This window comes from Calothrix sp. NIES-2098, from assembly GCF_963875125.1.
Lineage (GTDB): Bacteria > Cyanobacteriota > Cyanobacteriia > Cyanobacteriales > Nostocaceae > Aulosira.
Map to the genome: position 1 here is coordinate 7,607,655 of NZ_CAWNKJ010000001.1, position 20,493 is coordinate 7,628,147.

Consider the following 20,493-nt stretch of genomic DNA (forward strand, 5'->3'; position numbering starts at 1 on the left):
CAAGCTAAAAATATTATTTGACTTTTAGGAAAGTTTTCTCTTGTTTGTTGTACTTGATGTATACATTACGCTACCTCCTAGGATAGCTAAATCAGGAAAACCCTGAGATCCCAACAGAAAAATCCTGATATATTCCTGAGTCATTACCAGTCAAACAGAAGAGAAGCATTTGTTGGGTAAGCAATGCTTTCAAAACCCAAACATATTGGGTATTGCTCCACGCCAGATGTTGAGAAAGCAGCAAGCCAGTACTACATAACGATCAAAATTTTTTCTTGCATTAGCTATCAGAAATCACCAGTCCCATACGGATAGCGTAGCGCACTAAACCAGCAACATCATGAATGTCTAGCCGCTTCATTAGTTGCATCCGATGGGTTTCTACTGTTTTCACACTTATATACAATAATTCCGCAATTTCTTTTGTACTTTTCCCTTCGGCAATTAACTGCAAAATTTCGCGCTGGCGTGATGTTAATTGTTCTAAAGAATTAGATTCATGGCCTACCCGCTGTAAATAATTGGCAACCACGTGCTTAGAAACTGCTGGGCTAAGATAGGTTTCACCTTGAGAAATAGCTTTGATTGCTAGTTCCAGTTCGCTAATACCAGCATCTTTCAATAAATAACCCATTGCGCCTATACGTAATGCTTGCAACACGTATTCCTCATTCGCGTGCATGGAAAGCATAATTACCCGTACCTGGGGAAATTCTTTAACCACGTGTGCTGTGGCTTCTAAGCCATTCATTTCGGGCATGGCAATATCCATCAACACTACATCCGGTTGATGTTCTGCAATCAAGCGCAAAGCCTCACGTCCATCACCTGCTTCTGCAATTACTTGTATACCTTGGATATTTTGTAGGAGCGCACGCAATCCAGCACGGACAAGGGTATGATTGTCTGCTAATAAAATACGAGTTAATTGTGGGTCTGCGGTCATTTAGCCGATCTTTTGAAACTAGCTGTTTTTGCCTTGAGCAAATTGTGTATAAGCAAAAAACTTCAAAATATAAGGTGTGAAGTTGTGAGTGGGAATCAAACTAGATAATTTTGCAAGAAGGCATGATTTTCACATTCTCCCGTGCTTTTATCTAAAACAATCGAGTAATTCAAGTTTGATTTTGAGAAAGTGGGAAAATAGCGTGAATTTTACTGCCATGTTGAGGAACAGATTTAATATCGATTTGACCACCAATCAGCACAACACGCTCTTCCATTCCCAGCAAACCTAAACTTCCTCCCTTAGTAGCTTTTTCCCTGGCTAAATTCACATCGAATCCAATACCATCATCGCGGATTATGAGGTGTAGCTGAGTGTCCTGTTGCCATAATTCAACAATTACCCGTTGTGCTTTGGCATGGCGCACGACATTGGTTAAGGCTTCTTGGACAATACGAAAGCAGGTTGTTTCTAAATTAGCCGATAGCTTGGTTTCTAAGGGCTGACTCACCAATTCTCCAATGATGCCAGAGCGTTGCGTTTGACGATCTATGTACCAGCGCAGTGCTACTACTAGTCCCAGATCGTCTAATAAGGATGGCCGTAAGTCGAGAGATAGGCTGCGTACTTGTTGCAAAGCAACTTCAACTATGTCAATACTTTCTTGTAATGGCAATTCTGCCTCACTGAGATTGGATGAATGTTGGAAGGTTTGCAAATTGATTTTTACTGCTGTCAATGCTTGACCAATTTCATCATGTAATTCCCGTGCCAGGCGACGACGTTCTGTTTCCTGTGCCTCAATTAATTTGCCAGATAAGGTTTGCAATCGCTTTTGTGCTTTTAGCCGTTGGGCAATTTCAGTTTTCAATTCTTCATTGATCTGAGCTAGTTCTAAAGTTCGGTGCTTTACTCTTGTTTCTAACTCGTCGTTGACTAATTGCAAGGCATTTTCTGCCTGCTGACGCTGGGTAATTTGTTGTCGTAGTTCTTGATTACTTGATTGTAATTGTGTTGGACTAGGTAGAGCGATCGCTTGAGGTATGAGTGGTACTAGAGATATTGCCGTATATACTGATACTAGTGCTGTGATAGCTTTAATCAAACCTGAAAGCCAATAAGTGGGATACCACAGTGTCCAAACTTCCATTATATGGGTAGTACCACAAGCAATAATGAAAGCGCTAAACATCAAAAATATCCAATCAAAAGGCAAATCTTGCCGCTGGCGCACAAAATAAACCAGTGTGATGGGGATCGAGTAATATGCTAAAGCAATCAGCGAGTCGGACATCACATGCAACCATATTAACTCTGGCTTCCAAAGATAACAGTGACCGTGGGGAATAAACGATCCTAAATTAAACAAATTATTCCAAAATTCGGACATATTAGGCTTTATTGAATGGGCAACAGCTATTTTAAATACTTAATTTGTGAAATCTTTTTCACTTATTAAAATATAAAGCTGTATGAGTTACTTACAAAAAATAACCAATCTGTAGTTCATAAATTTTTATGCTCTAGTTGTAGAGAATTTAACTTTTATATTCCCATTGAATAATTGTATTTGTACTAATTACAAATACAATTATTCAAGCTGTAATTAATAAATATAATTATAAAATTAACATCTATCAAAGTAGATTGGCTAAACTTCTTACTTTTTGGTTATTAGACAGTTTTTAATGATTGAAAATTTTTTATTTTTATAAATCTTTTTGCCTATTAGAGACGCGAAAATCCGCGCCTCTGTACAGAACAATCTTAAATCACGCGTTGGAGATGTTGCACTAACTGCTGTGTTTGCATTACTCCTTCAATCCGGTCTACTGGTTGACCTTGCTTAAACAATACTAAAGTTGGTAGAGCATAAATCTGATACTGACTTGCTAGCTCTGTATATTTTTCTGTATCGATTTTAACAATACGTAACCGACCTTGAAGTTGGGCATTTACCTGCTCTAAAATTGGCACCATCATTTGACAAGGGCCGCACCACTCAGCATAAAAATCTACCAACACAGGTACATCAGAACTAGACAACATCTCTTCAAAGCTGTTGAATTGTTTTTTAGTAGTCATATGACACACCGATTTTCTGTTGTTTGTTTTCAATAGTAATGCGTGCCTAAAAAAAACGGTGTAACATCATTTTGTTTTTATTAAGTGAAAATTAACTATTTTCGTAATCAAAATTTAGCTGCTGAAATTTAAAATTTCCTAAACTCGATGAGTTTATAGAAATGTACTCAAAAAGCAGTCTTAATTCAAAATTTTCATGCCCATACATGAAAAAAGCTCAAGGAAGCAGAGGAAGCAGGAGTGTAGAGGAGGAAAATTACAGAAAGACTCTCCCTTTGTTCTTCTGCCTGCTACTTGCCCCGTGCCCATACCAAACCAGTACAAAATATGACTCAAATCACCATAAGATAATTAGCGCGGTGATTCAAAAAATATTTCATGGAACTTTTGAATGAGAATTTACAAAAATTGCGCGGACAAGTAGCAATTGTTACGGGTGCCTCACGAGGAATTGGCAGAGCGATCGCGCTGGAATTAGCTAGCTACGGAGCCAATGTCATTGTGAATTATGCTAGTTCTGGTGCTGCGGCTGACAGCTTAGTTGCGGAAATTACAGCCGCAGGCGGTCAGGCTTTAGCGCTACAAGCTGATGTTTCTAAAGCCGAACAAGTAGACTCACTATTCAACGCCGTCATCGAAAAGTTTAAGCGCATCGATATTCTCGTCAACAATGCGGGTATTACTCGCGACACCCTACTTTTGCGGATGAAACCAGAAGATTGGCAAGCTGTTATCGATCTCAATCTTACTGGTGTCTTTTTATGCACTCGCGCTGCTAGCAAAGTCATGCTCAAGCAACGTTCTGGGCGAATTATTAATATTACTTCCGTCGCTGGGCTAATGGGCAACCCCGGTCAAGCAAACTACAGCGCCGCTAAAGCAGGTGTGATTGGTTTTACTAAAACCGTGGCTAAGGAAATGGCTTCTCGCGGGATCACCGTTAACGCTGTCGCTCCTGGTTTCATCGCCACTGATATGACCAGCAATCTCAGCAACACCGAAGAACTACTTAAATACATACCTCTCGGTCGCTACGGCCAACCAGAAGAAATTGCGGGGATGGTACGTTTCCTCGCCGCCGATCCCGCCGCCGCCTACATTACCGGACAAGTGTTTAACGTTGATGGTGGTATGGTGATGGCATAAATTTCACTAAATGTTAAGTGTAAAGTGCAGATTGAGTACTTTACACTTAACATTCATCATTGAGAAATTAGAATCCAAACAGCGCTGGTTCTACACCTACTTGTTTCCAAGCATGACGAACGGCGCTTTGTTCTTTACTGCCTTGACCATATAATTCTCCAGCCACGGAGATTGTATGGTGTGCCGCCTTAGAAAAATTTGATCGAGAGCGCAATCTATCTCTTAAAGTGATGTACCAAATTTTTCCGGCTTTTTCCCAAGCATAACCGCCGATTTCTACTGCTGCTAAGTAAAAAGCATAGTTGGGAATACCTGAATTGATATGCACGCCACCGTTATCTTCAAGCCCTTTGTATAAGTCTTTTACATGGGCTGGTTGGGGGTCTTTACCCAGTACGGGATCGTCGTATGCGGTTCCTGGTGCCTTCATCGAACGAATGCCCACACCTTTAATCCCAGGCATAAACAGATCTGAGCCGATAATCCAGTCAGCTTGGTCTGCTGTCTGATTAAGTACGCGTTGTTTTACTAAGGAGCCGAAAACATCAGACATAGACTCATTCAGCGCTCCTGGTTCGTTCTGATAACGCAAACCAGCTTCGTATTGCGTAACACCGTGGGTTAGTTCGTGTCCAATCACATCAATTGATTTAGTGAAGCGAGTAAAAATTTGCCCATCGCCGTCACCGTAAACCATTTGGCTACCGTCCCAAAAGGCGTTGTCATAGCTTTGACTGTAATGAACGGTAGAATCTAAACGCAAACCGCGATCGTCAACGGAATTTCGCTTATAAACTTCTTTGTAAAAATCATAAGTAGCACCAGCAGCATCGTAGGCTTCATTTACTGCTGGGTCATTGCTGGGAGGATCGCCCTCACCACGTACTAATTTGCCTGGAAGGTCTGTACCTTGTTTAGCATCGTAAATGGTGCGGCGCTTTTCTCCAGTGGATTTGACTGTGGGCATTAAGCTTAAGACATCACGCTGTCCGCGAATCCTGGCTGAACGAGTTAAGCTCTGAAAAGCCCAGTCACTTTGTTGAGAATTGCCACGTTTGGCTATCTCTTTCAACATATGTGGTGGAACCACACAACAGATAGGACAAATCTGGTTAACTGGATGACAACCTTTTGACTTGGCAGAGCCTCGATTACGATACATAGCTTTTATCCTTAAAATACGTAGGTGGCGATCGCAAATCAAACTGCGATCGCCACTTTAATTGCTCCAAGAACATTAGCCAAAATTTACAACTTTCGTCACAAAAAGTTACTCAGGAAATACACTCTGTTTTCCGTATTCTCCCCGAAATGGTAAAGCCAATCAGGAAGATGATACTGATAGTTGTCGCTAGCATTTGTACTAAGGTCAAATGCTGCATTCTCATCGCCAACAAATTACAAACTAAGGTAATTGACCAAAGAGTGTATGCAGCACGGCGTTGGGAGAATCCCCACGCTAGCAAGCGATGGTGTAGGTGGTCTTTGCCAGGAGTACTCATGGGGTTTTTCCCTGCCATCAGTCGTCGTACAATTACCTGAGTAGTGTCCAAAACAGGCAATAACAAAAATAAAACTGTAGGAATTAGAGAAAATACGGTGTTAACTTGGAGTTTTCCTAAAATACTAGTTGCGGCTAGCACATAGCCAAAAAAGTAGGCTCCGGCATCACCCATAATAATCCGGGAAGGGTGGAAGTTATGACGCAAAAATCCCAAGGCTGCGCCCCCCAATGCAGCCAATACTAGAGTTGCCGCTGCACGATATGAAATCTGGGCAGAAACTGCCAACAGACTCATGGCAGTAATAAAACTTACCCCTCCTGCCAAACCATCCATACCATCCATCAAATTGATGGCATTGGTAATTCCTACTACCCAAAATACTGTCAGTGATATTGAAAGAATGTAGTCTATTGGTGTGCCAAAAGCGATTTCAATCCTAATACCATTAGCCACCAGCAATAGTGCTGTGAGAACCTGAGTAAACATCCGTACTGAGGGAGGTAAGCCAAACTGGTCATCAATAAAGCCCACCAGAACTAATATCGTCCCTCCCAAAAGAATAGTCAGTACTTGAGCCAATACACTTTGTACTTCGATTGGTCTTAAGAGAGTAGCTAATACCAGTGCGGCAATGACGCCCGTATAAATAGCCAGACCCCCTGCATTGGGCAAAGGTTCTCGGTTAAGCCGCCGTGCGTTTGGTTGGTCAGCCCAACCTACCCGCAAGGCAAATTTGCGTACTGTGGGAATCAACCGCCATGTTACTAGCCAAGCTAAGAGAAACGTAAATACTACAGCCAACCAGCCGGTGCCGCTAGGGTCAGCAATACCGAGGGATTTAAGGGAGTGGTCTAAATTCATCTCCCAATTCAACCATTACCATAAGCATCAACTGTATATTAATCAATAAAGGTCAAGAGTCAAGGGTCAATAGTCAATAGTCAAGAGTTATTTGCCATTGCTTAAGTAGCATATAGTTATTTCTTTCTCTCCCTGCACCCTGTCTCCATAACACTTATGGACTAAAGACTATGGGCTATTAACGCTCTAAAGTTATTTTTTTATTTCCATTTGTCAATTTGAGCAGTTTTGGATGTTAGCACTCTTGCTCTGTGAGTGCTAAATTGTCTAATGGAAGCGCTTGAGAAATGAAACATGGCGAAGATTATTGCATTTGATGAAGAATCGCGTCGGGCCCTAGAACGGGGTGTGAATGCTCTTGCTGATGCCGTAAAAATCACTCTGGGACCAAAAGGTCGTAACGTTCTTTTAGAAAAAAAATATGGTGCCCCCCAAATTGTTAACGATGGTATCACTGTAGCTAAAGAAATTGAATTAGAAGATCCATTAGAAAACACAGGTGCGAGGCTGATCCAAGAAGTTGCATCTAAAACTAAAGATGTTGCTGGTGATGGTACTACTACAGCCACGGTTTTAGCACAGGCTTTGATCCGGGAAGGGTTAAAGAACGTTGCAGCTGGTAGCAACCCTGTAAGTTTAAAACGGGGGATCGAAAAGACTGTTGAGGCGCTGGTAGAAGAAATTGCCAGAATTGCCAAGCCAGTGGAAGGAAGTGCGATCGCTCAAGTTGCTACAGTTTCAGCAGGTAATGATGAAGAAGTCGGCAGTATGATTGCCGAAGCAATGGATAAAGTCACTAAAGACGGTGTAATTACCGTTGAAGAATCTAAGTCCCTGACAACTGAACTAGAAGTAGTAGAGGGGATGCAGATCGATCGGGGTTACATTTCTCCCTACTTTATCACCAACAACGAACGGCAGACGGTGGAATTTGAAAATGCCCGCATCTTGATTACCGACAAGAAAATCAACAGCATTCAGGATTTAGTACCTGTGCTGGAAAAGGTTGCGCGTTTGGGTCAATCTTTGCTGGTAATCGCAGAAGACGTAGAAGGAGATGCTTTGGCAACTTTGGTTGTGAATAAAGCCCGGGGTGTCCTTTCCGTGGCTGCAATCAAAGCACCAGGATTTGGCGATCGCCGTAAAGCTTTGTTACAAGATATTGCCATTCTTACCGATGGTCAGTTGATTTCAGAAGAAATCGGCTTAAGCTTGGATACTGCTTCTATCGAAGCTTTAGGAACTGCTCGTAAAATTACCATCGACAAAGAAAACACTACAATTGTCGCCGGCAGTACTACCAAGCCAGAAGTACAAAAGCGGATCGGGCAAATTCGCAAGCAGTTGGAAGAAACCGATTCCGAATACGATAAAGAAAAACTGCAAGAACGCATTGCCAAGTTAGCTGGCGGTGTAGCAGTGATTAAAGTTGGTGCGGCTACAGAAACCGAACTCAAAGACCGGAAGCTGCGCATTGAAGATGCTTTAAACGCTACCAAAGCGGCGGTAGAAGAAGGTATTGTTGCTGGTGGTGGTACTACTCTGATTCACCTGGCAACAAAGGTAGAAGCGATTAAAAATAGCCTCCAAGATAGTGAAGAAAAAATTGGAGCTGAGATTATCGGACGCGCACTGGAAGCACCACTACGTCAAATAGCCGACAACGCTGGTGCTGAAGGTTCTGTCATCGTTTCCAGAGTCAAAGAGACTGATTTCAACATTGGCTACAATGCCGCTACTGGGGAATTTGAAGATTTAATTGCTGCTGGTATTATCGACCCGGCGAAAGTCGTGCGTTCTGCTTTACAGAATGCTGCTTCTATTGCTGGTTTAGTCTTAACCACTGAAGCCCTCGTTGTCGAAAAGCCTGAAAAGAAAGCTCCTGCTGCTCCCGCTGATGGCGGTATGGGCGGTATGGGCGGTATGGGTGGTATGGGCGGCATGGGTATGTTCTAATCTCCGCTTCCCCATATAAATATTTATTAAGCAGTTTGTCTTAGTCAAGGCAAACTGTTTTTTATTATTTCTGACCTAAAGGTGAAGGAATGATATCATATCGGCTTGAATAGTTAACCAATTTTGGATGTTAGATTGGCTTTGTAGGGTGGGCAATGCCAACTATCAAATTATTAATTTATCCCAATGATTTAGAATAGCTAGATTTTGCTATTAGCACTAATCAAAAATCTCGTATTTAGTTTTGAAAGATTTAGAAGATGAAAATCTCACTAATTATTAACTATTAAAGGTTAAAGTACATGATTAGAAAAATTCGTCGGCTTTCCAAACAAGTTAAAAAACCATTTTTCAAGGACTTTTATCACCAACCAGGGAATGTACCGGGAACTCTCGTCATTGATGAAAATGCTGAAGCTCCTGAAATCATTTTGATTGATTACAACCAAACTAATTATATTAGTAAACAAATAGAAACTCCCGAAGAATGCATCAGCTATCTAGATAGGGCATCTGTATCTTGGGTGGATGTGCAGGGTTTAGGAAATATTGATATATTGCAACGATTGGGACAAGTTTTTGATCTACATCCTCTAGTTTTAGAAGATGTAGTTAATATGGCAGAACGCCCCAAAACAGAAGACTATGAAGACCAGTTATTAATAATTGCTCGGATGGTAGTGCCAAAAGAGAATGCCTATGGTTTTCATAGCGAACAAGTAAGTTTTGTTCTAGGTAAAAATTATTTGCTAACTGTACAAGAAGAACCAGAACATGATTGCTTTGAAGCAGTGCGATCGCGAATTGAAAAATCCAAGGGTATAATTCGCAAATCAGGAGCAGATTATTTAACTTATGCTCTATTAGATGCAATTATTGATGGTTTTTTTCCTGTGTTAGAACGTTACGGCGAGCAAATTGAAGATTTAGAAGAGGAAGCGATCGTCAAACCAACCCAAAAAACTCTACAGAAGATTTATAAAATTAGGCGAGAATTGCTGCAACTGCGTCGCGCTATCTGGCCGCAGCGGGATGTCATGAGTTCTTTGATGCGAGATAGCGGTGAACTAATCGGTGATGAGGTGCGAATTTATCTGAGAGATTGTTATGACCATGCTGTACAAGTAATTGATATGGTAGAAACTTATCGCGAACTGACATCAGGATTGATGGATGTTTACTTGTCAGCAGTGAGTAACAAAATGAATGAAATCATGAAGCTACTAACGGTGGTTTCATCAATTTTCATTCCCTTAACTTTTGTAGCGGGAATCTATGGAATGAACTTCAATACCGAAAAATCCCCATATAATATGCCTGAACTGAATTGGTATTGGGGATACCCGATGTGTTTGGCAATTATGGCGGCGATCGCAGTTGGATTACTATTCTTTTTTTGGCGGCGGGGCTGGCTAGAACGCTCTGTAACGATCAAACAAGATTAAGTATCGGGTATGGGTACGAAACAAATATATAAAATTACTACAGGGAGTATTTATTTTAATTTATGAGAGGGAATGGCGACCAAAATTTAATTGTTTTGACGCTTTATATTATCGGCGTCACTTATATTATTAATCTGATGATTGAGTCGATCGCTGACAAAGTTAAATTTGAACATCAAAAAGGAGTGGTTGACGATCAACTCAAAGAGCAAAATCTCCAAGACCAAGTAGGGATTTCTTTTAGACTTAGCCCATCATACTCATTTGACGAGTTGAAAGAGTTGTCAGTTAGCATTGAAAATAAATCTGATAATCTTGCTATCTACGTCGATTGGGATAATAGCTCGATAGTAGTCGAGCACAACAAGCAATCACGCCGAGTAATTCGCAAATCACCAGACTTGACCCGTGACTTAGCTGTACCGCAAAGTCCCAGCCTTGTTGCTCCTAAGAAAACGCTTTCTGCAATAGTGACAGCAGAAGATGTTTTCGCCAGGGATGCAACTACAGGAACTTACTCAACAACAAAAGCCTTAATAGATATTAGTGGTTTGCAAAAAAGTCCTGTTAAGGCGCAAAGAAAGTTGTATAACGATTTTGTTAACAGAACAAAACAGTTAGACTTCTCACTACAGTTAGTACTGCGAATCAGCGAGATGCGTGTTGGTTTAGCTCCTGGTGTCAATATTCCGCCAATGTGCATTATCAATTGTCCGTTCACCATCAGGAAACTGCCTTGGACATACGCTCTACCTTGGAATAAAAAGAAGTAATTCAAATCAGACACACAATGCCATCCAAGATTACACTGGATCTAGGGAGGGAGTAGACGCAGGCGGTTGCAGATCGGTTAAAACAACTGATTTGAGGAAAGTCCGGGCTCCCGAAAGACCAAACTTGCTGGATAACGTCCAGTGCGAGCGATCGTGAGGATAGTGCCACAGAAAGATACCGCCAAAACAATTCAAAATTCAAAATTCAAAATCAAGAGTTTTGAAACAAAAATTTTGGATTTACTTTTGGTAAGGGTGCAAAGGTGCGGTAAGAGCGCACCAGCAGCGTCGAGAGGCGCTGGCTCGGTAAACCCCGGTTGGGAGCAAGGCGAAAGGAACTATGGTTGGTCTTTTACCAGTTCCGCAAAAACAGAGCCGCTAGAGGCGTCTGGTGACAGGCGTCCCAGATAGATAACCGCCCTCATTGTAGGGAAGTTACAATAACATCTCTACATCAGAGAACAGAACCCGGCTTACGATCTGCTCTCTCTCTTTTTAATTATTGGTCATTGGGCATGGGGGATAGGGCATTGCTATTGAGTCCAGAGTCAAAAGGCAATAGACAAAAATTGTTAATTATTTCTCCCCTCGCCCCCTGTGCTCCCTCCTCCCCTGTCTCTTTGTCCTCCTTGTCCCCCTTCTGATTGAATGTCTCTCGCTTATCCACGCCGTCAAAGACAACTTGAAAGTTTAGTTAAAAAATTAGGTCTACTCAAAGAAGCACCCATACAGTGGCAACTGCTAGACTTAGCGCTGACTCATCCGACTGTCTCTGAGTCCGCAAATTATGAGCAACTGGAGTTTGTTGGTGATGCTGTGGTTCGCTTAGTAGCGGCTGTGGTTTTGTGGGAACATTATCCAGATTGCCCAGTAGGCGATTTTGCCGCAATTCGTTCTGTATTAGTGAGCGATCGCATTCTCGCTCAATTGGCCAGAGAATATGGTTTAGAGCTTTATTTATTAGTCGCTGGTAGTGCTACTGCGGACAAAGTTGGGCAAGAATCTCGTCTGGCTGATGCTTTTGAAGCTGTTCTGGGTGCATTGTATCTCAGTACAAACAATCTCGATCTCATCCGTCCTTGGCTAGACCCTCACTTCAAACAACTAGCAGCAGAAATTCGTCTCGATCCGGCTAGGCTAAACTACAAAGCCGCGCTGCAAGAATGGACTCAGGCGCAATTTAAAGTTTTACCAGAGTATCGCGTTGTAGAAGTAACTCAACCCCACCGCAATCAAGAACGTTTCGTTGCGGAAGTTTGGTTACACGGTAAACAGTTAGGTCAAGGCAAGGGACGTTCTATTAAAGCTGCCGAACAAGCCGCAGCCAAAGTAGCTTTTTTATCTATTAGTAATCCGGGACAACCCTGAACTCAACCAGCTATTTCTCAGCCGATAATTTAGTTATTAATCAAGAGTTTAAATAATAATGTCAAAATTTTAACTCTTAAAATTTGACTAATAACCAATGAATAACCAAATTACAATTGCTGTCCTGGGCGTTGGGCGTTGGGGCGTACATTTGCTACGGAATTTTTTAGAACATCCTCAAGTAAGTATTGGCGCGGTTGTAGATCCAAATCCCGAACGTTTGGTGGCGGTAAAACGGCAATTTAATTTAAGTGAAAATGTATTATTAACTACCGAGTGGCAGGCTATCAAGCAAGTACAAGATTTGAGTGCAGTGGCGATCGCAACTCCAGCTACAACTCATTATGACCTGATTAAGTATGCTCTTAACCTGGGATACCATGTTTTAGCAGAAAAGCCCTTAACTTTAGATCCATTAGAATGTCTTGAACTTTGCCACTTAGCAGAGCAACAGCATTTAATACTGATGGTGGATCATACATATTTATTTCACCCAGGCGTTGAGAAAGGGCAAGCTGTCATTCAGGCAGGGAAAATAGGTGATTTACGCTATGGCTACGCCACCCGCACCCATTTAGGGCCAGTCCGCCAAGATGTTGACGCATTGTGGGACTTAGCGATTCACGATATTGCCATTTTTAACAATTGGCTGGGTCAGCAACCCGTGAAAGTGCAAGCAACAGGTACGGTGTGGTTGCAAACAGGGGACAAGGAGACATCTCCCTCAACTTTTAACCACAACCACGGGTTAGCTGACTTAGTATGGGTGACGCTGACATATCCAGGTGGCTTTCAAGCATATATTCATCTTTGCTGGCTGAATACCGATAAACAAAGACGCTTAGTGGTTGTGGGTCAGCGTGGTAGCTTGATTTTTGATGAAATGTCACATCCATCGCCTTTGACCTTGCTAAGTGGTGAATTGAAATACCAGGACAATCAATTTTTGCCAATGAATCAAAGCCAAGAGGTACTGGAAATAGAAAAAGGCGAACCTTTAAAACGAGTATGCGATCGCTTTATTACTTGTATCCTCAAAAATACTCCCCCAGTTGTTTCATCTGGTTGGGTAAGTACAGACTTAGTACAAATTCTCACCGCCCTCACAGTATCTCTTCAGCGAGGTGGGGAAGTTGTGTTTCTCAAACCTGAGAGTTAAAGGACATGGGGACGTGGAAAAATAATTCTCACCCCTGACTCTTGCTTATTACCTATAGCCTATCGCCTTTAATCAAATGACCATTGACTTTTGACTTTGGACTATTGACTCTTGACTAATAACAAATCCCTACCTTTCCGAAGTACCGTTAGTACAAGCTTCTTCCGTTGGTAGACTGGAAAACACACTTGGCGGTCTCAGAAGACTAACTTCGCAACTATCTTCCAAAAGCGGCAACTCATCTTTGGATTCATCTATCTCTGCTATTGTAGATTCGGGAATTTCTGTAGAGTCAAGTAGCGATTCTTGTTGCAGGTTAAGATAACTATTTATTCCTCTTTTTGCCTCATCTGTGGCGGAGACTTCAATATCCTGTAAATTACCTTCCTCTACTGGGGGAAATAACAGCGATAGATCGATTAAAGGCAAAGCGATGGTAACTGTGGTTCCTTGATGAAGTCCCGCACTCTTCAGGGTAATAGTACCTTTCATGAGTTCGATTAAGTTGCGTGAAATCGCCAATCCTAATCCTGTACCCTCAATCTTGCGCGTACTTGCACCATCTACCATCACAAAGGGACGAAATAGTTTGTGCTGTTGGGCAGGATCGATCCCCATACCTGTATCTGTGATATGAATCAATACTTGAGGTCGATCGTCGCTGTTTTGAATTTCACAAGCGATCGCAATGCTTCCTTCTTCAGTAAATTTAGTAGCATTGCCAATTACATTAATTAGTACTTGCTTGAGCTTTGCTGCATCCGCTTTCACGGGAATTGGCTCGCTACCTAAGTCAGTTTTCAACTGCAAACCTCTTTGTTGCACGTTCACTGACTGTAAATTAATTACTTCTAATAGTAATTTTCTCAGATCTAGAGGTTCTGTAACTACTGAAAGTTTGCCTGCTTCAATTTTAGAAATATCCAGTAGATCGTTAATAATTCCTAATAGATGAATCGCTGTTTCATCAGCACGCTTGAGAAATTCTATTTCTTCTTCTCGGTTATCGCACAAGCCGTCATGAACTAAGCGAACACAATTAATAATAATATTCAATGGATTTCGTAACTCATGGGAAGTTGTAGCTAAAAACTGACTTTTAACTTGATTAGCAGTTTTTGCTTCTTTCCAAGCTATTTCTAGTTCTTCTGCCCAAGCTTTGAGCCTTGCAACCATCTGGTCTAAGGCTTGTGCTAGTTGATTAAACTCTCTAATTTTAAAATTGTGGGGAACTGGTTGGGCGTGGTGATGGCTATCAATATTGAGTGCATAATCTCGCAATTCTTCTACAGGTCTTGCGAGGTAAGGAGCTAAATATAAAGATGCTAATAAACTTGCACCTATTAAACCGACAGTTAAAACAATCAGAATAAGTTTGATTTCTTCCAAACCAAAAACTGCATTCTCTACACTTGTGACAGCTAAAACAATCCATTTTTGCTGTGAATCTTGTTGCAGGGGATCGTGAATTGCTGTATAACCAGCTACTAGTTCTTGCCCCTGTTGAAAAGACAAATCTATAGAATCTCGTTGTCCGATATTCGCCTTTTTAATCAGGCTTTGGAGTTGAGAAGATTCTCGGTACTGTTGAATATTATTCCCGACTCTTTCTGGCAATGGGTGCGCTAAAATTGTGCCATCTTCAGCAATGACTAACAAAGAGCCTGTGAGCGATCCCGGCGGTTTGATAGTTTGTTGGTACAATGCTGACTGAAGACTTAAGCTATAGAGCAATTGACCTGCATTATCGTAAACTGGAGCTGATAGTAATACTTGCAATTGGTTTTGCGGATCTCTAGAACCAGTTGTGCCAGCCTTTGGCGGTAAGATTGTTGTAATCTCAACTCCTTGGGATGGCAAAAACGTACTCAGTTCTTCAATTGGTTTGCCATCACAAGTACTAGCAACAATTTTATCTGTTTGTAGATTTTTTAATTGAATACACTCAATTTTGCTTGGCAGTTGTTTCGCTATTTGAGTGAGAAATTCCTGCGTCTCTGTGGGTGAAGGAGACTGGATAACTTTTGTTTTACTAATAATATGCAAACTAGTTTTTAGGGTAGCGATCGCATCTACAATCTTCTCCCCTTTGATCGCGGCACTTTCTGTTAAGTTCTGTCGCGCAGTTTTCAATAGGCTATTGCGTGCCTTATTTAAGGCGACAATTTCTCCTATTAATAACACCGGAACAAATAACAGCAATATTCTTGTTAATAAAATACGCCGAAAGGATGATTGACGGGGCTTCTCCATCGAACGTCTCACTTCGCATCAGCAAACCACAACAGCCAAAGATATGCAATTAGACCAGCTAGTTGAGACATTTTATTAAGTTATCAGTACTTTATTGGCAAAGGTTAAAGATATCAAAGTTTGCATCTGCAAAAAGAAACATGTTATACCAAAACCCGTGAAGGTTATTTGTAAAAAAGACTTGTGTTGCATATCTATACACTGGTGAAATCGCTAAACAGTAGCTTGCATATATGGATTTATGTTAAATCAACACACAGCAAGGAAAATATTCAAATTATCAAAGCAACTTAATGGTGCAACATCGTCCTCACACCACAGTGGTTTTGGCAATGAGTGCAGATGGTAAAATAGCCGATTTTAGGCGATCGCCTGCTCGGTTTGGATCAAAGGCTGATATAGCACACCTGGAAAAACAAATTGCTGCCTCTGATGCCGTTATCTTTGGTGCTGGTACTCTGCGTGCATACGGTACTACACTAACCGTATCACATCCTCAACTGCTGCAACGTCGGACACAGGAGGGAAAATCTCCCCAGCCTGTTCATATAGTCATTACACAATCTGCTAACCTCAATCCGGAAATTCACTTTTTTAAACAACCTGTTAAACGCTGGTTGCTAACAACCAAAGTTGGCGCACTGACTTGGGAAGGACGCTCACAATTCGATGAAATTCTGGTTTTTGAAACACCAACGGGCAAGATTGACACTCTGACTGCTTTAAAACACCTGGTATCTCTACATATAACACGCTTAGTGGTATTGGGAGGTGGGGAGTTAGTAGCGTCAATGCTGGAACTAGATTTAATAGATGAATTATGGTTAACCGTGTGTCCCTTGATTCTAGGCGGTGCTAATGCGCCCACACCAGTATCAGGCGTAGGATTTCTGGCTAATTTGGCTCCCCGCCTTCAACTTTTAGAAGTTCATCAAGTTGAGCAGGAAGTGTTTTTGCACTATCGGCTACAACGACCAGTAGATTAGATTACCCTATTAGAGATTGGGCATTTGTCAAAAGCAACCAGTCCACAATCAAGGGTCAATTATTTCTCCCCCTTGCTCCCTGCCCTCTGCTCCTCGGCTTTTTCGTCCTCATCCTCCCATCCTAGTTACCTCAAAACCCACACGATGATAGAAAAACTAAAACCTCGCTATTCTATCGTTTGGATCGATAAAATTGCTGAAATACCCCAACAGGCTTGGGATGCTTTGGCATTACCCCTGAAAACTCCTTTTTTAGAGTGGGAGTGGCTGAACAATCTGGAGACATCCCACAGTGCTACCCGCAGAACTGGTTGGTTGCCAAATCATTTGACATTGTGGCGCGATCGAGAATTGATTGCTGCGGCTCCACTTTATCTGAAAGGACATAGTGCTGGCGAATTTGTTTTTGATCACCAGTGGGCAAGTTTAGCTGAACGTATTGGCGTAGATTATTACCCGAAACTTTTGGGAATGACGCCGTTTACTCCGGCTGAAGGCTATCGTTTCTTAATTGCACCAGGAGAAGATGAGGATGAAATTACAGGCTTAATGGTGCATGAGATTGACTCTTTTTGCACTAAGCATCGCATTTCTGGATGTCATTTTCTTTATATCGATCCCGAATGGCGTCCTGTTTTGGAAAGACAAGGCTTTACAAGTTGGTTGCATCACAGCTACATCTGGGAAAATGGTGGATTTAATAATTTTGATGACTACTTAGCTGTATTCAACGCCAATCAACGCCGCAATATTAAGCGGGAACGCAAAGCGGTAGAAAAGGCAGGTTTACGACTACAACCGCTAACTGGTGATGAAATATCCCATTCTTTATTTCCTTTGATGTATCAGTTTTATGCGGATACTTGTGACAAGTTTGGCTGGTGGGGTAGTAAATACCTGACAAAACGGTTTTTTGAACAATTACACAGCAATTACCGCCATCGAGTATTGTTTTTTGCAGCTTATAGCGAGCAAGATAGCCGTCACCCAATAGGAATGTCTTTTTGTTTATTTAAAGGTGACAGACTATATGGACGTTATTGGGGAAGTTTTCAAGAAATAGATTGCTTACATTTTGATGCTTGCTATTATGCACCGATTGAATGGGCGATCGCTAACGATATCCAAATTTTTGACCCCGGTGCTGGCGGACGCCACAAAAAACGGCGCGGTTTTCCTGCTAAACCCAATCATAGTTTGCACCGCTTTTACAACAACCGTTTATCACAAATTTTGCTGCCTTATATTAAAGAAGTGAATCAACTCGAACAGCAGGAAATTGAGGCGATGAATGCCGAGTTACCTTTTAGTAAAAGAGATGGTGAGAGCTAATAAATTACAAATAAACCAAGAATAAACGGGAATATAGGAAAGGAAGAATTACACTGGAAATGGAGTGTAAAAACTTTGCAAAAATTTGATTTTAAGAATGGCTATGGATTTGATGGTAGAAGATTTGGCAGCAATTGACGAGCAGCTTTCTGGGCGTCATATTGACCTTGACCCCAGTGGATATTTCATTATCTACTTGGATCGAGAGGCAAAGTTAATTTATGCCAAACATTTTACAAATGTAATTGATGAGCGCGGTTTAGCTGTCGATCCAGAAACAGGAAAGGTGATTCCTGCAAGAGGAAAAGTAGAAAGAACTCATACAACTGTATTTAGTGCCAGAACAGCTAAAGAACTTTGCGTCAAAATATTTGAAGAAACTCAGCCCTGTCCTGTAAGCCTTTTAGATCATGCAGCTTATTTGGGTAGAGAATTTGTTCGGGCTGAGGTGGCTTTAGTGACAGGGCAAGAGTACGTTCAAGATTGAACTTAAATGTTAATTGTTGAAAGTTGACAGTTAACGATTAACAGTCAACTATCAGCTATTAGCCATTGTTCGATGGTTGGTTAACTTGGTAAAGATAGTAAGTTGCCATTGGGATAACAGTAGCAGCAATTAGCAGCCCAACTACCCAAGCAGTAGCATTACCTTTATCTTTGTCAGTTTCTTCTGCTGTCTTGAATGTGCCTTCTACCTGCACATTCTCAACAACTTTGGGCGGGCCGGGATCGGTTTGGCCAGAAAGAACGGCGACTAGGCGATCGCTTGCATCTAAGAAGGCTTGGTTATATTTGTTACCATTACGCAAGGGAGCCATTAGGGTTTCCGAAGCTACACTCTCAGCAATAGAGTCTGTTAGCAAAGACTTGACTTTATCGCCAGTAATAATAGCAGTGCCATTGGTAACTGTATCAATTACCAATAGAGTTTGATTTGCTTGTGCTTCTTTTGTGGGAAACCATTTTTCAAATAGTGCTTTGGCAAAACTTTCTGGTGTTTCGCCATAGTCAAGCCGGCGAATGGTGACAATTCTGGTTTCGTAGCCAGTTTTCTTAGCCAAATCTGCCAAATTGCTGCTAATTTGACCTTCATTTACACGGCTAATTGCATCTGCTTGATCCACAACCCAGGTGCTATTATCTGCGGCTAGGTTGGGTATTTGATATGCGCCCGTGGCTAACGCCGAAGGCACAGCTAGGCAAGAAACTAGTGCGATCGCAACTAATGGCAGAATTAGCCTAATTAGGTATTTTGGAATGATAATTACTTGGTTGAGGAGCTGTTTCATTAGATAAACTCGAGAGACAGTCTTGCACCAAAAATACTACACAACCACTGTCAAAATCACCTGGTTCATGGCTTTTTCCATCTGAAAGTTTTCACTATACCCAAAAGATGGTTGTTATTGTCAATTTTGATAGTTGCGGCTACAGACCACCTACTGCTAAGAAACACCGCCCGATTTAGATATATTTTTAAATCGGGCGGATTTTGCAAACCATTGGCAGATTATACCATATAGTTGAAGATTTTTGACTGCATAGATTAACTTCTTTGGTTCTTCCGTACCTGTTACGATATTCCCAAATCCAGCGACAGCACGATCCTGAACCATCCAGTTTTCATCTAAAAGCAATGGAATTAATGCTTCCTCTACTTGTTGAGATTTAATTTCTCCTAAAGCAGAAGTAGCACTATATCTAATTCGATAGTTTTTATGTTGCAAAGCTTGAATCAGTGCTGTAACTGCTGCTTCAGATCCAATTTTTCCTAAAGCATCAGCAACATACCAATCAACCGAGGGAGATTCATTATTTAATGCTTGAACTAATGAAGGAATAACTGCCTCGGATTTAATTTTTCCTAGAGCAGAAGCAGCTTGGATACGAACTTTAGGATTTTCATGCTGTAAAACTTCAATTAATGCTGGTACAGCAACCTCATAACCAATTTTGCCTAAAGTAGACGCAGCCATTTCCACAACATAAGGGTCTTTGTCCCTTAAAGATGGAATCAATAAATATACAATTTCCTCTCTACCTATTTCTGCTAATGCTTCAGCAGCCATTGCACGAACCCAAGGATTTTGATGATTCAAAGCATGAATTAATGCTGCTTCAGCTAACTCAGAGCCAATTCGCGCCAAAATGTGAGGAGCTAGCCAATAGACATCTGAGTTTTGATGGTTTAAGGCTTGAATTAACGCTCTCACGGCTATCTCAGATTTAATTTCACCAAAGGCAAATGTAGCAGTCCAAGGAATACAGCTTTCCTCGTCATTCAATGCTTCTACCAGATAGGGAATGGCATAGTCAGATCGTGTAATCCCCAAAAGTTGAACTTTCAATACTTCAGGGATTTGTAATGCAGTTACCAAACCCACAGTTTGCATTTGAAACTCTGGTTTTACTGCACCCGCTAACTTTGCCCCTAATCGCAAATCTACATCTAAGGCTAACCTGACGACTCGTAACGCTTCAGCCTCATCCTCTAGCTGCGCTAACATCTGCGCTATGGGTTCTGTCCATTGCAGGTAATTGAGGTAATCTCGTTGCAGTTGCTCATCACTCAACTGGGCTAGCTGTTGTAGAAGATTGTTAGACTCTGAAGGCTGTTGACGATAGAATTCCATTTGCTTTCCTCAATTTACAGCAATGGATGCTTGGCTCCTCAGTAT

At 41.6% G+C, this 20,493-nt stretch carries 17 protein-coding genes and 1 other RNA gene; 10 read left to right on the forward strand and 8 right to left on the reverse strand.

What is annotated here, in order from left to right; translation table 11 throughout:
- Nucleotides 1–280: 280 nt before the first annotated feature.
- The 3 genes from AACU33_RS32070 to trxA all read right to left on the reverse strand — a co-directional run bounded on the left by AACU33_RS32070 (nt 281) and on the right by trxA (nt 3,031).
- A complete protein-coding gene (locus AACU33_RS32070; RefSeq protein ID WP_096594314.1) occupies nt 281–946 on the reverse strand; it encodes a response regulator in 666 nt (221 codons plus the stop codon).
- Nucleotides 947–1,115: 169 nt separating this feature from the next.
- Nucleotides 1,116–2,336, reverse strand: a complete 1,221-nt coding sequence (locus AACU33_RS32075; protein WP_096594315.1) for a sensor histidine kinase — start codon at nt 2,334–2,336, stop codon at nt 1,116–1,118.
- 377 nt (nt 2,337–2,713) lie between these two features.
- A complete protein-coding gene (gene trxA / locus AACU33_RS32080) occupies nt 2,714–3,031 on the reverse strand; it encodes a thioredoxin (protein WP_096594316.1) in 318 nt (105 codons plus the stop codon).
- Between the two features lie 378 nt (nt 3,032–3,409).
- Here trxA and fabG point away from each other — a divergent pair, with 378 nt between their 5' ends.
- Nucleotides 3,410–4,177: a 3-oxoacyl-[acyl-carrier-protein] reductase gene (gene fabG / locus AACU33_RS32085; protein ID WP_096594317.1), complete on the forward strand. Its 768-nt coding sequence runs from the start codon at nt 3,410–3,412 to the stop codon at nt 4,175–4,177.
- 67 nt (nt 4,178–4,244) lie between these two features.
- On the opposite strand, the gene AACU33_RS32090 is transcribed toward fabG, so the two are convergent.
- Nucleotides 4,245–5,339 (reverse strand): M4 family metallopeptidase, encoded by a 1,095-nt coding sequence (locus AACU33_RS32090; protein ID WP_096594318.1) that lies wholly within the window; start codon nt 5,337–5,339, stop codon nt 4,245–4,247.
- 112 nt (nt 5,340–5,451) lie between these two features.
- Nucleotides 5,452–6,543 (reverse strand): MraY family glycosyltransferase, encoded by a 1,092-nt coding sequence (locus tag AACU33_RS32095; protein WP_096594319.1) that lies wholly within the window; start codon nt 6,541–6,543, stop codon nt 5,452–5,454.
- A gap of 294 nt (nt 6,544–6,837) precedes the next feature.
- On the opposite strand from AACU33_RS32095, the gene groL reads away from it, so the two are divergent.
- From groL to AACU33_RS32125, 6 genes are all read left to right on the forward strand, one after another.
- The gene (gene groL / locus AACU33_RS32100; RefSeq protein WP_096594320.1) at nt 6,838–8,499 is read left to right on the forward strand and encodes a chaperonin GroEL; all 1,662 of its coding nucleotides are present in this window, start codon (nt 6,838–6,840) and stop codon (nt 8,497–8,499) included.
- 302 nt (nt 8,500–8,801) lie between these two features.
- Nucleotides 8,802–9,944 (forward strand): magnesium/cobalt transporter CorA, encoded by a 1,143-nt coding sequence (gene corA / locus AACU33_RS32105; protein WP_096594321.1) that lies wholly within the window; start codon nt 8,802–8,804, stop codon nt 9,942–9,944.
- A 62-nt stretch (nt 9,945–10,006) separates the two neighbouring features.
- Nucleotides 10,007–10,717 carry a hypothetical protein gene (locus AACU33_RS32110; protein WP_096594322.1) on the forward strand — a complete coding sequence of 237 codons (711 nt, stop codon included), beginning with the start codon at nt 10,007–10,009 and terminating at the stop codon, nt 10,715–10,717.
- A gap of 48 nt (nt 10,718–10,765) precedes the next feature.
- An RNA gene (gene rnpB, locus AACU33_RS32115) (RNase P RNA component class A) lies at nt 10,766–11,209 on the forward strand.
- Between the two features lie 156 nt (nt 11,210–11,365).
- Nucleotides 11,366–12,085, forward strand: coding sequence for a ribonuclease III (gene rnc, locus AACU33_RS32120; protein WP_096594323.1), 720 nt, complete (start codon nt 11,366–11,368; stop codon nt 12,083–12,085).
- Nucleotides 12,086–12,182: 97 nt separating this feature from the next.
- Nucleotides 12,183–13,244 carry a Gfo/Idh/MocA family protein gene (locus AACU33_RS32125; protein ID WP_339376409.1) on the forward strand — a complete coding sequence of 354 codons (1,062 nt, stop codon included), beginning with the start codon at nt 12,183–12,185 and terminating at the stop codon, nt 13,242–13,244.
- 129 nt (nt 13,245–13,373) lie between these two features.
- On the opposite strand, the gene AACU33_RS32130 is transcribed toward AACU33_RS32125, so the two are convergent.
- Entirely contained in the window at nt 13,374–15,497 is a 2,124-nt protein-coding gene (locus AACU33_RS32130) for a sensor histidine kinase (protein WP_096594324.1), read from the reverse strand.
- A 293-nt stretch (nt 15,498–15,790) separates the two neighbouring features.
- Here AACU33_RS32130 and AACU33_RS32135 point away from each other — a divergent pair, with 293 nt between their 5' ends.
- From AACU33_RS32135 to AACU33_RS32145, 3 genes are all read left to right on the forward strand, one after another.
- A complete protein-coding gene (locus tag AACU33_RS32135; RefSeq protein ID WP_096594325.1) occupies nt 15,791–16,483 on the forward strand; it encodes a RibD family protein in 693 nt (230 codons plus the stop codon).
- A gap of 144 nt (nt 16,484–16,627) precedes the next feature.
- The gene (locus tag AACU33_RS32140) at nt 16,628–17,815 is read left to right on the forward strand and encodes a GNAT family N-acetyltransferase (protein ID WP_096594326.1); all 1,188 of its coding nucleotides are present in this window, start codon (nt 16,628–16,630) and stop codon (nt 17,813–17,815) included.
- A gap of 103 nt (nt 17,816–17,918) precedes the next feature.
- Complete coding sequence (locus tag AACU33_RS32145) at nt 17,919–18,302, forward strand: DUF4346 domain-containing protein (RefSeq protein WP_096595459.1); 384 nt, start codon at nt 17,919–17,921, stop codon at nt 18,300–18,302.
- Nucleotides 18,303–18,360: 58 nt separating this feature from the next.
- Here AACU33_RS32145 and psb32 read toward each other — a convergent pair whose 3' ends face one another.
- Nucleotides 18,361–19,104, reverse strand: coding sequence for a photosystem II repair protein Psb32 (gene psb32, locus AACU33_RS32150; RefSeq protein WP_096594327.1), 744 nt, complete (start codon nt 19,102–19,104; stop codon nt 18,361–18,363).
- A gap of 156 nt (nt 19,105–19,260) precedes the next feature.
- Complete coding sequence (locus AACU33_RS32155; RefSeq protein ID WP_096594328.1) at nt 19,261–20,448, reverse strand: HEAT repeat domain-containing protein; 1,188 nt, start codon at nt 20,446–20,448, stop codon at nt 19,261–19,263.
- Nucleotides 20,449–20,493: the final 45 nt, after the last annotated feature.

Excerpts from the sequence above, each read along its gene's own strand:
- AACU33_RS32125 (WP_339376409.1), top strand. The coding sequence starts at position 12,183 with ATGAATAACCAAATTACAATTGCTGTCCTGGGCGTTGGGCGTTGGGGC.
- rnc (WP_096594323.1), top strand. The coding sequence starts at position 11,366 with ATGTCTCTCGCTTATCCACGCCGTCAAAGACAACTTGAAAGTTTAGTT.
- AACU33_RS32130 (WP_096594324.1), bottom strand. The coding sequence starts at position 15,497 with ATGGAGAAGCCCCGTCAATCATCCTTTCGGCGTATTTTATTAACAAGA.
- fabG (WP_096594317.1), top strand. The coding sequence starts at position 3,410 with ATGGAACTTTTGAATGAGAATTTACAAAAATTGCGCGGACAAGTAGCA.
- AACU33_RS32140 (WP_096594326.1), top strand. The coding sequence starts at position 16,628 with ATGATAGAAAAACTAAAACCTCGCTATTCTATCGTTTGGATCGATAAA.
- trxA (WP_096594316.1), bottom strand. The coding sequence starts at position 3,031 with ATGACTACTAAAAAACAATTCAACAGCTTTGAAGAGATGTTGTCTAGT.
- psb32 (WP_096594327.1), bottom strand. The coding sequence starts at position 19,104 with ATGAAACAGCTCCTCAACCAAGTAATTATCATTCCAAAATACCTAATT.
- groL (WP_096594320.1), top strand. The coding sequence starts at position 6,838 with ATGGCGAAGATTATTGCATTTGATGAAGAATCGCGTCGGGCCCTAGAA.
- AACU33_RS32075 (WP_096594315.1), bottom strand. The coding sequence starts at position 2,336 with ATGTCCGAATTTTGGAATAATTTGTTTAATTTAGGATCGTTTATTCCC.
- AACU33_RS32095 (WP_096594319.1), bottom strand. The coding sequence starts at position 6,543 with ATGAATTTAGACCACTCCCTTAAATCCCTCGGTATTGCTGACCCTAGC.
- AACU33_RS32110 (WP_096594322.1), top strand. The coding sequence starts at position 10,007 with ATGAGAGGGAATGGCGACCAAAATTTAATTGTTTTGACGCTTTATATT.
- AACU33_RS32135 (WP_096594325.1), top strand. The coding sequence starts at position 15,791 with ATGGTGCAACATCGTCCTCACACCACAGTGGTTTTGGCAATGAGTGCA.
- corA (WP_096594321.1), top strand. The coding sequence starts at position 8,802 with ATGATTAGAAAAATTCGTCGGCTTTCCAAACAAGTTAAAAAACCATTT.
- AACU33_RS32090 (WP_096594318.1), bottom strand. The coding sequence starts at position 5,339 with ATGTATCGTAATCGAGGCTCTGCCAAGTCAAAAGGTTGTCATCCAGTT.
- AACU33_RS32155 (WP_096594328.1), bottom strand. The coding sequence starts at position 20,448 with ATGGAATTCTATCGTCAACAGCCTTCAGAGTCTAACAATCTTCTACAA.
- AACU33_RS32070 (WP_096594314.1), bottom strand. The coding sequence starts at position 946 with ATGACCGCAGACCCACAATTAACTCGTATTTTATTAGCAGACAATCAT.
- AACU33_RS32145 (WP_096595459.1), top strand. The coding sequence starts at position 17,919 with ATGGATTTGATGGTAGAAGATTTGGCAGCAATTGACGAGCAGCTTTCT.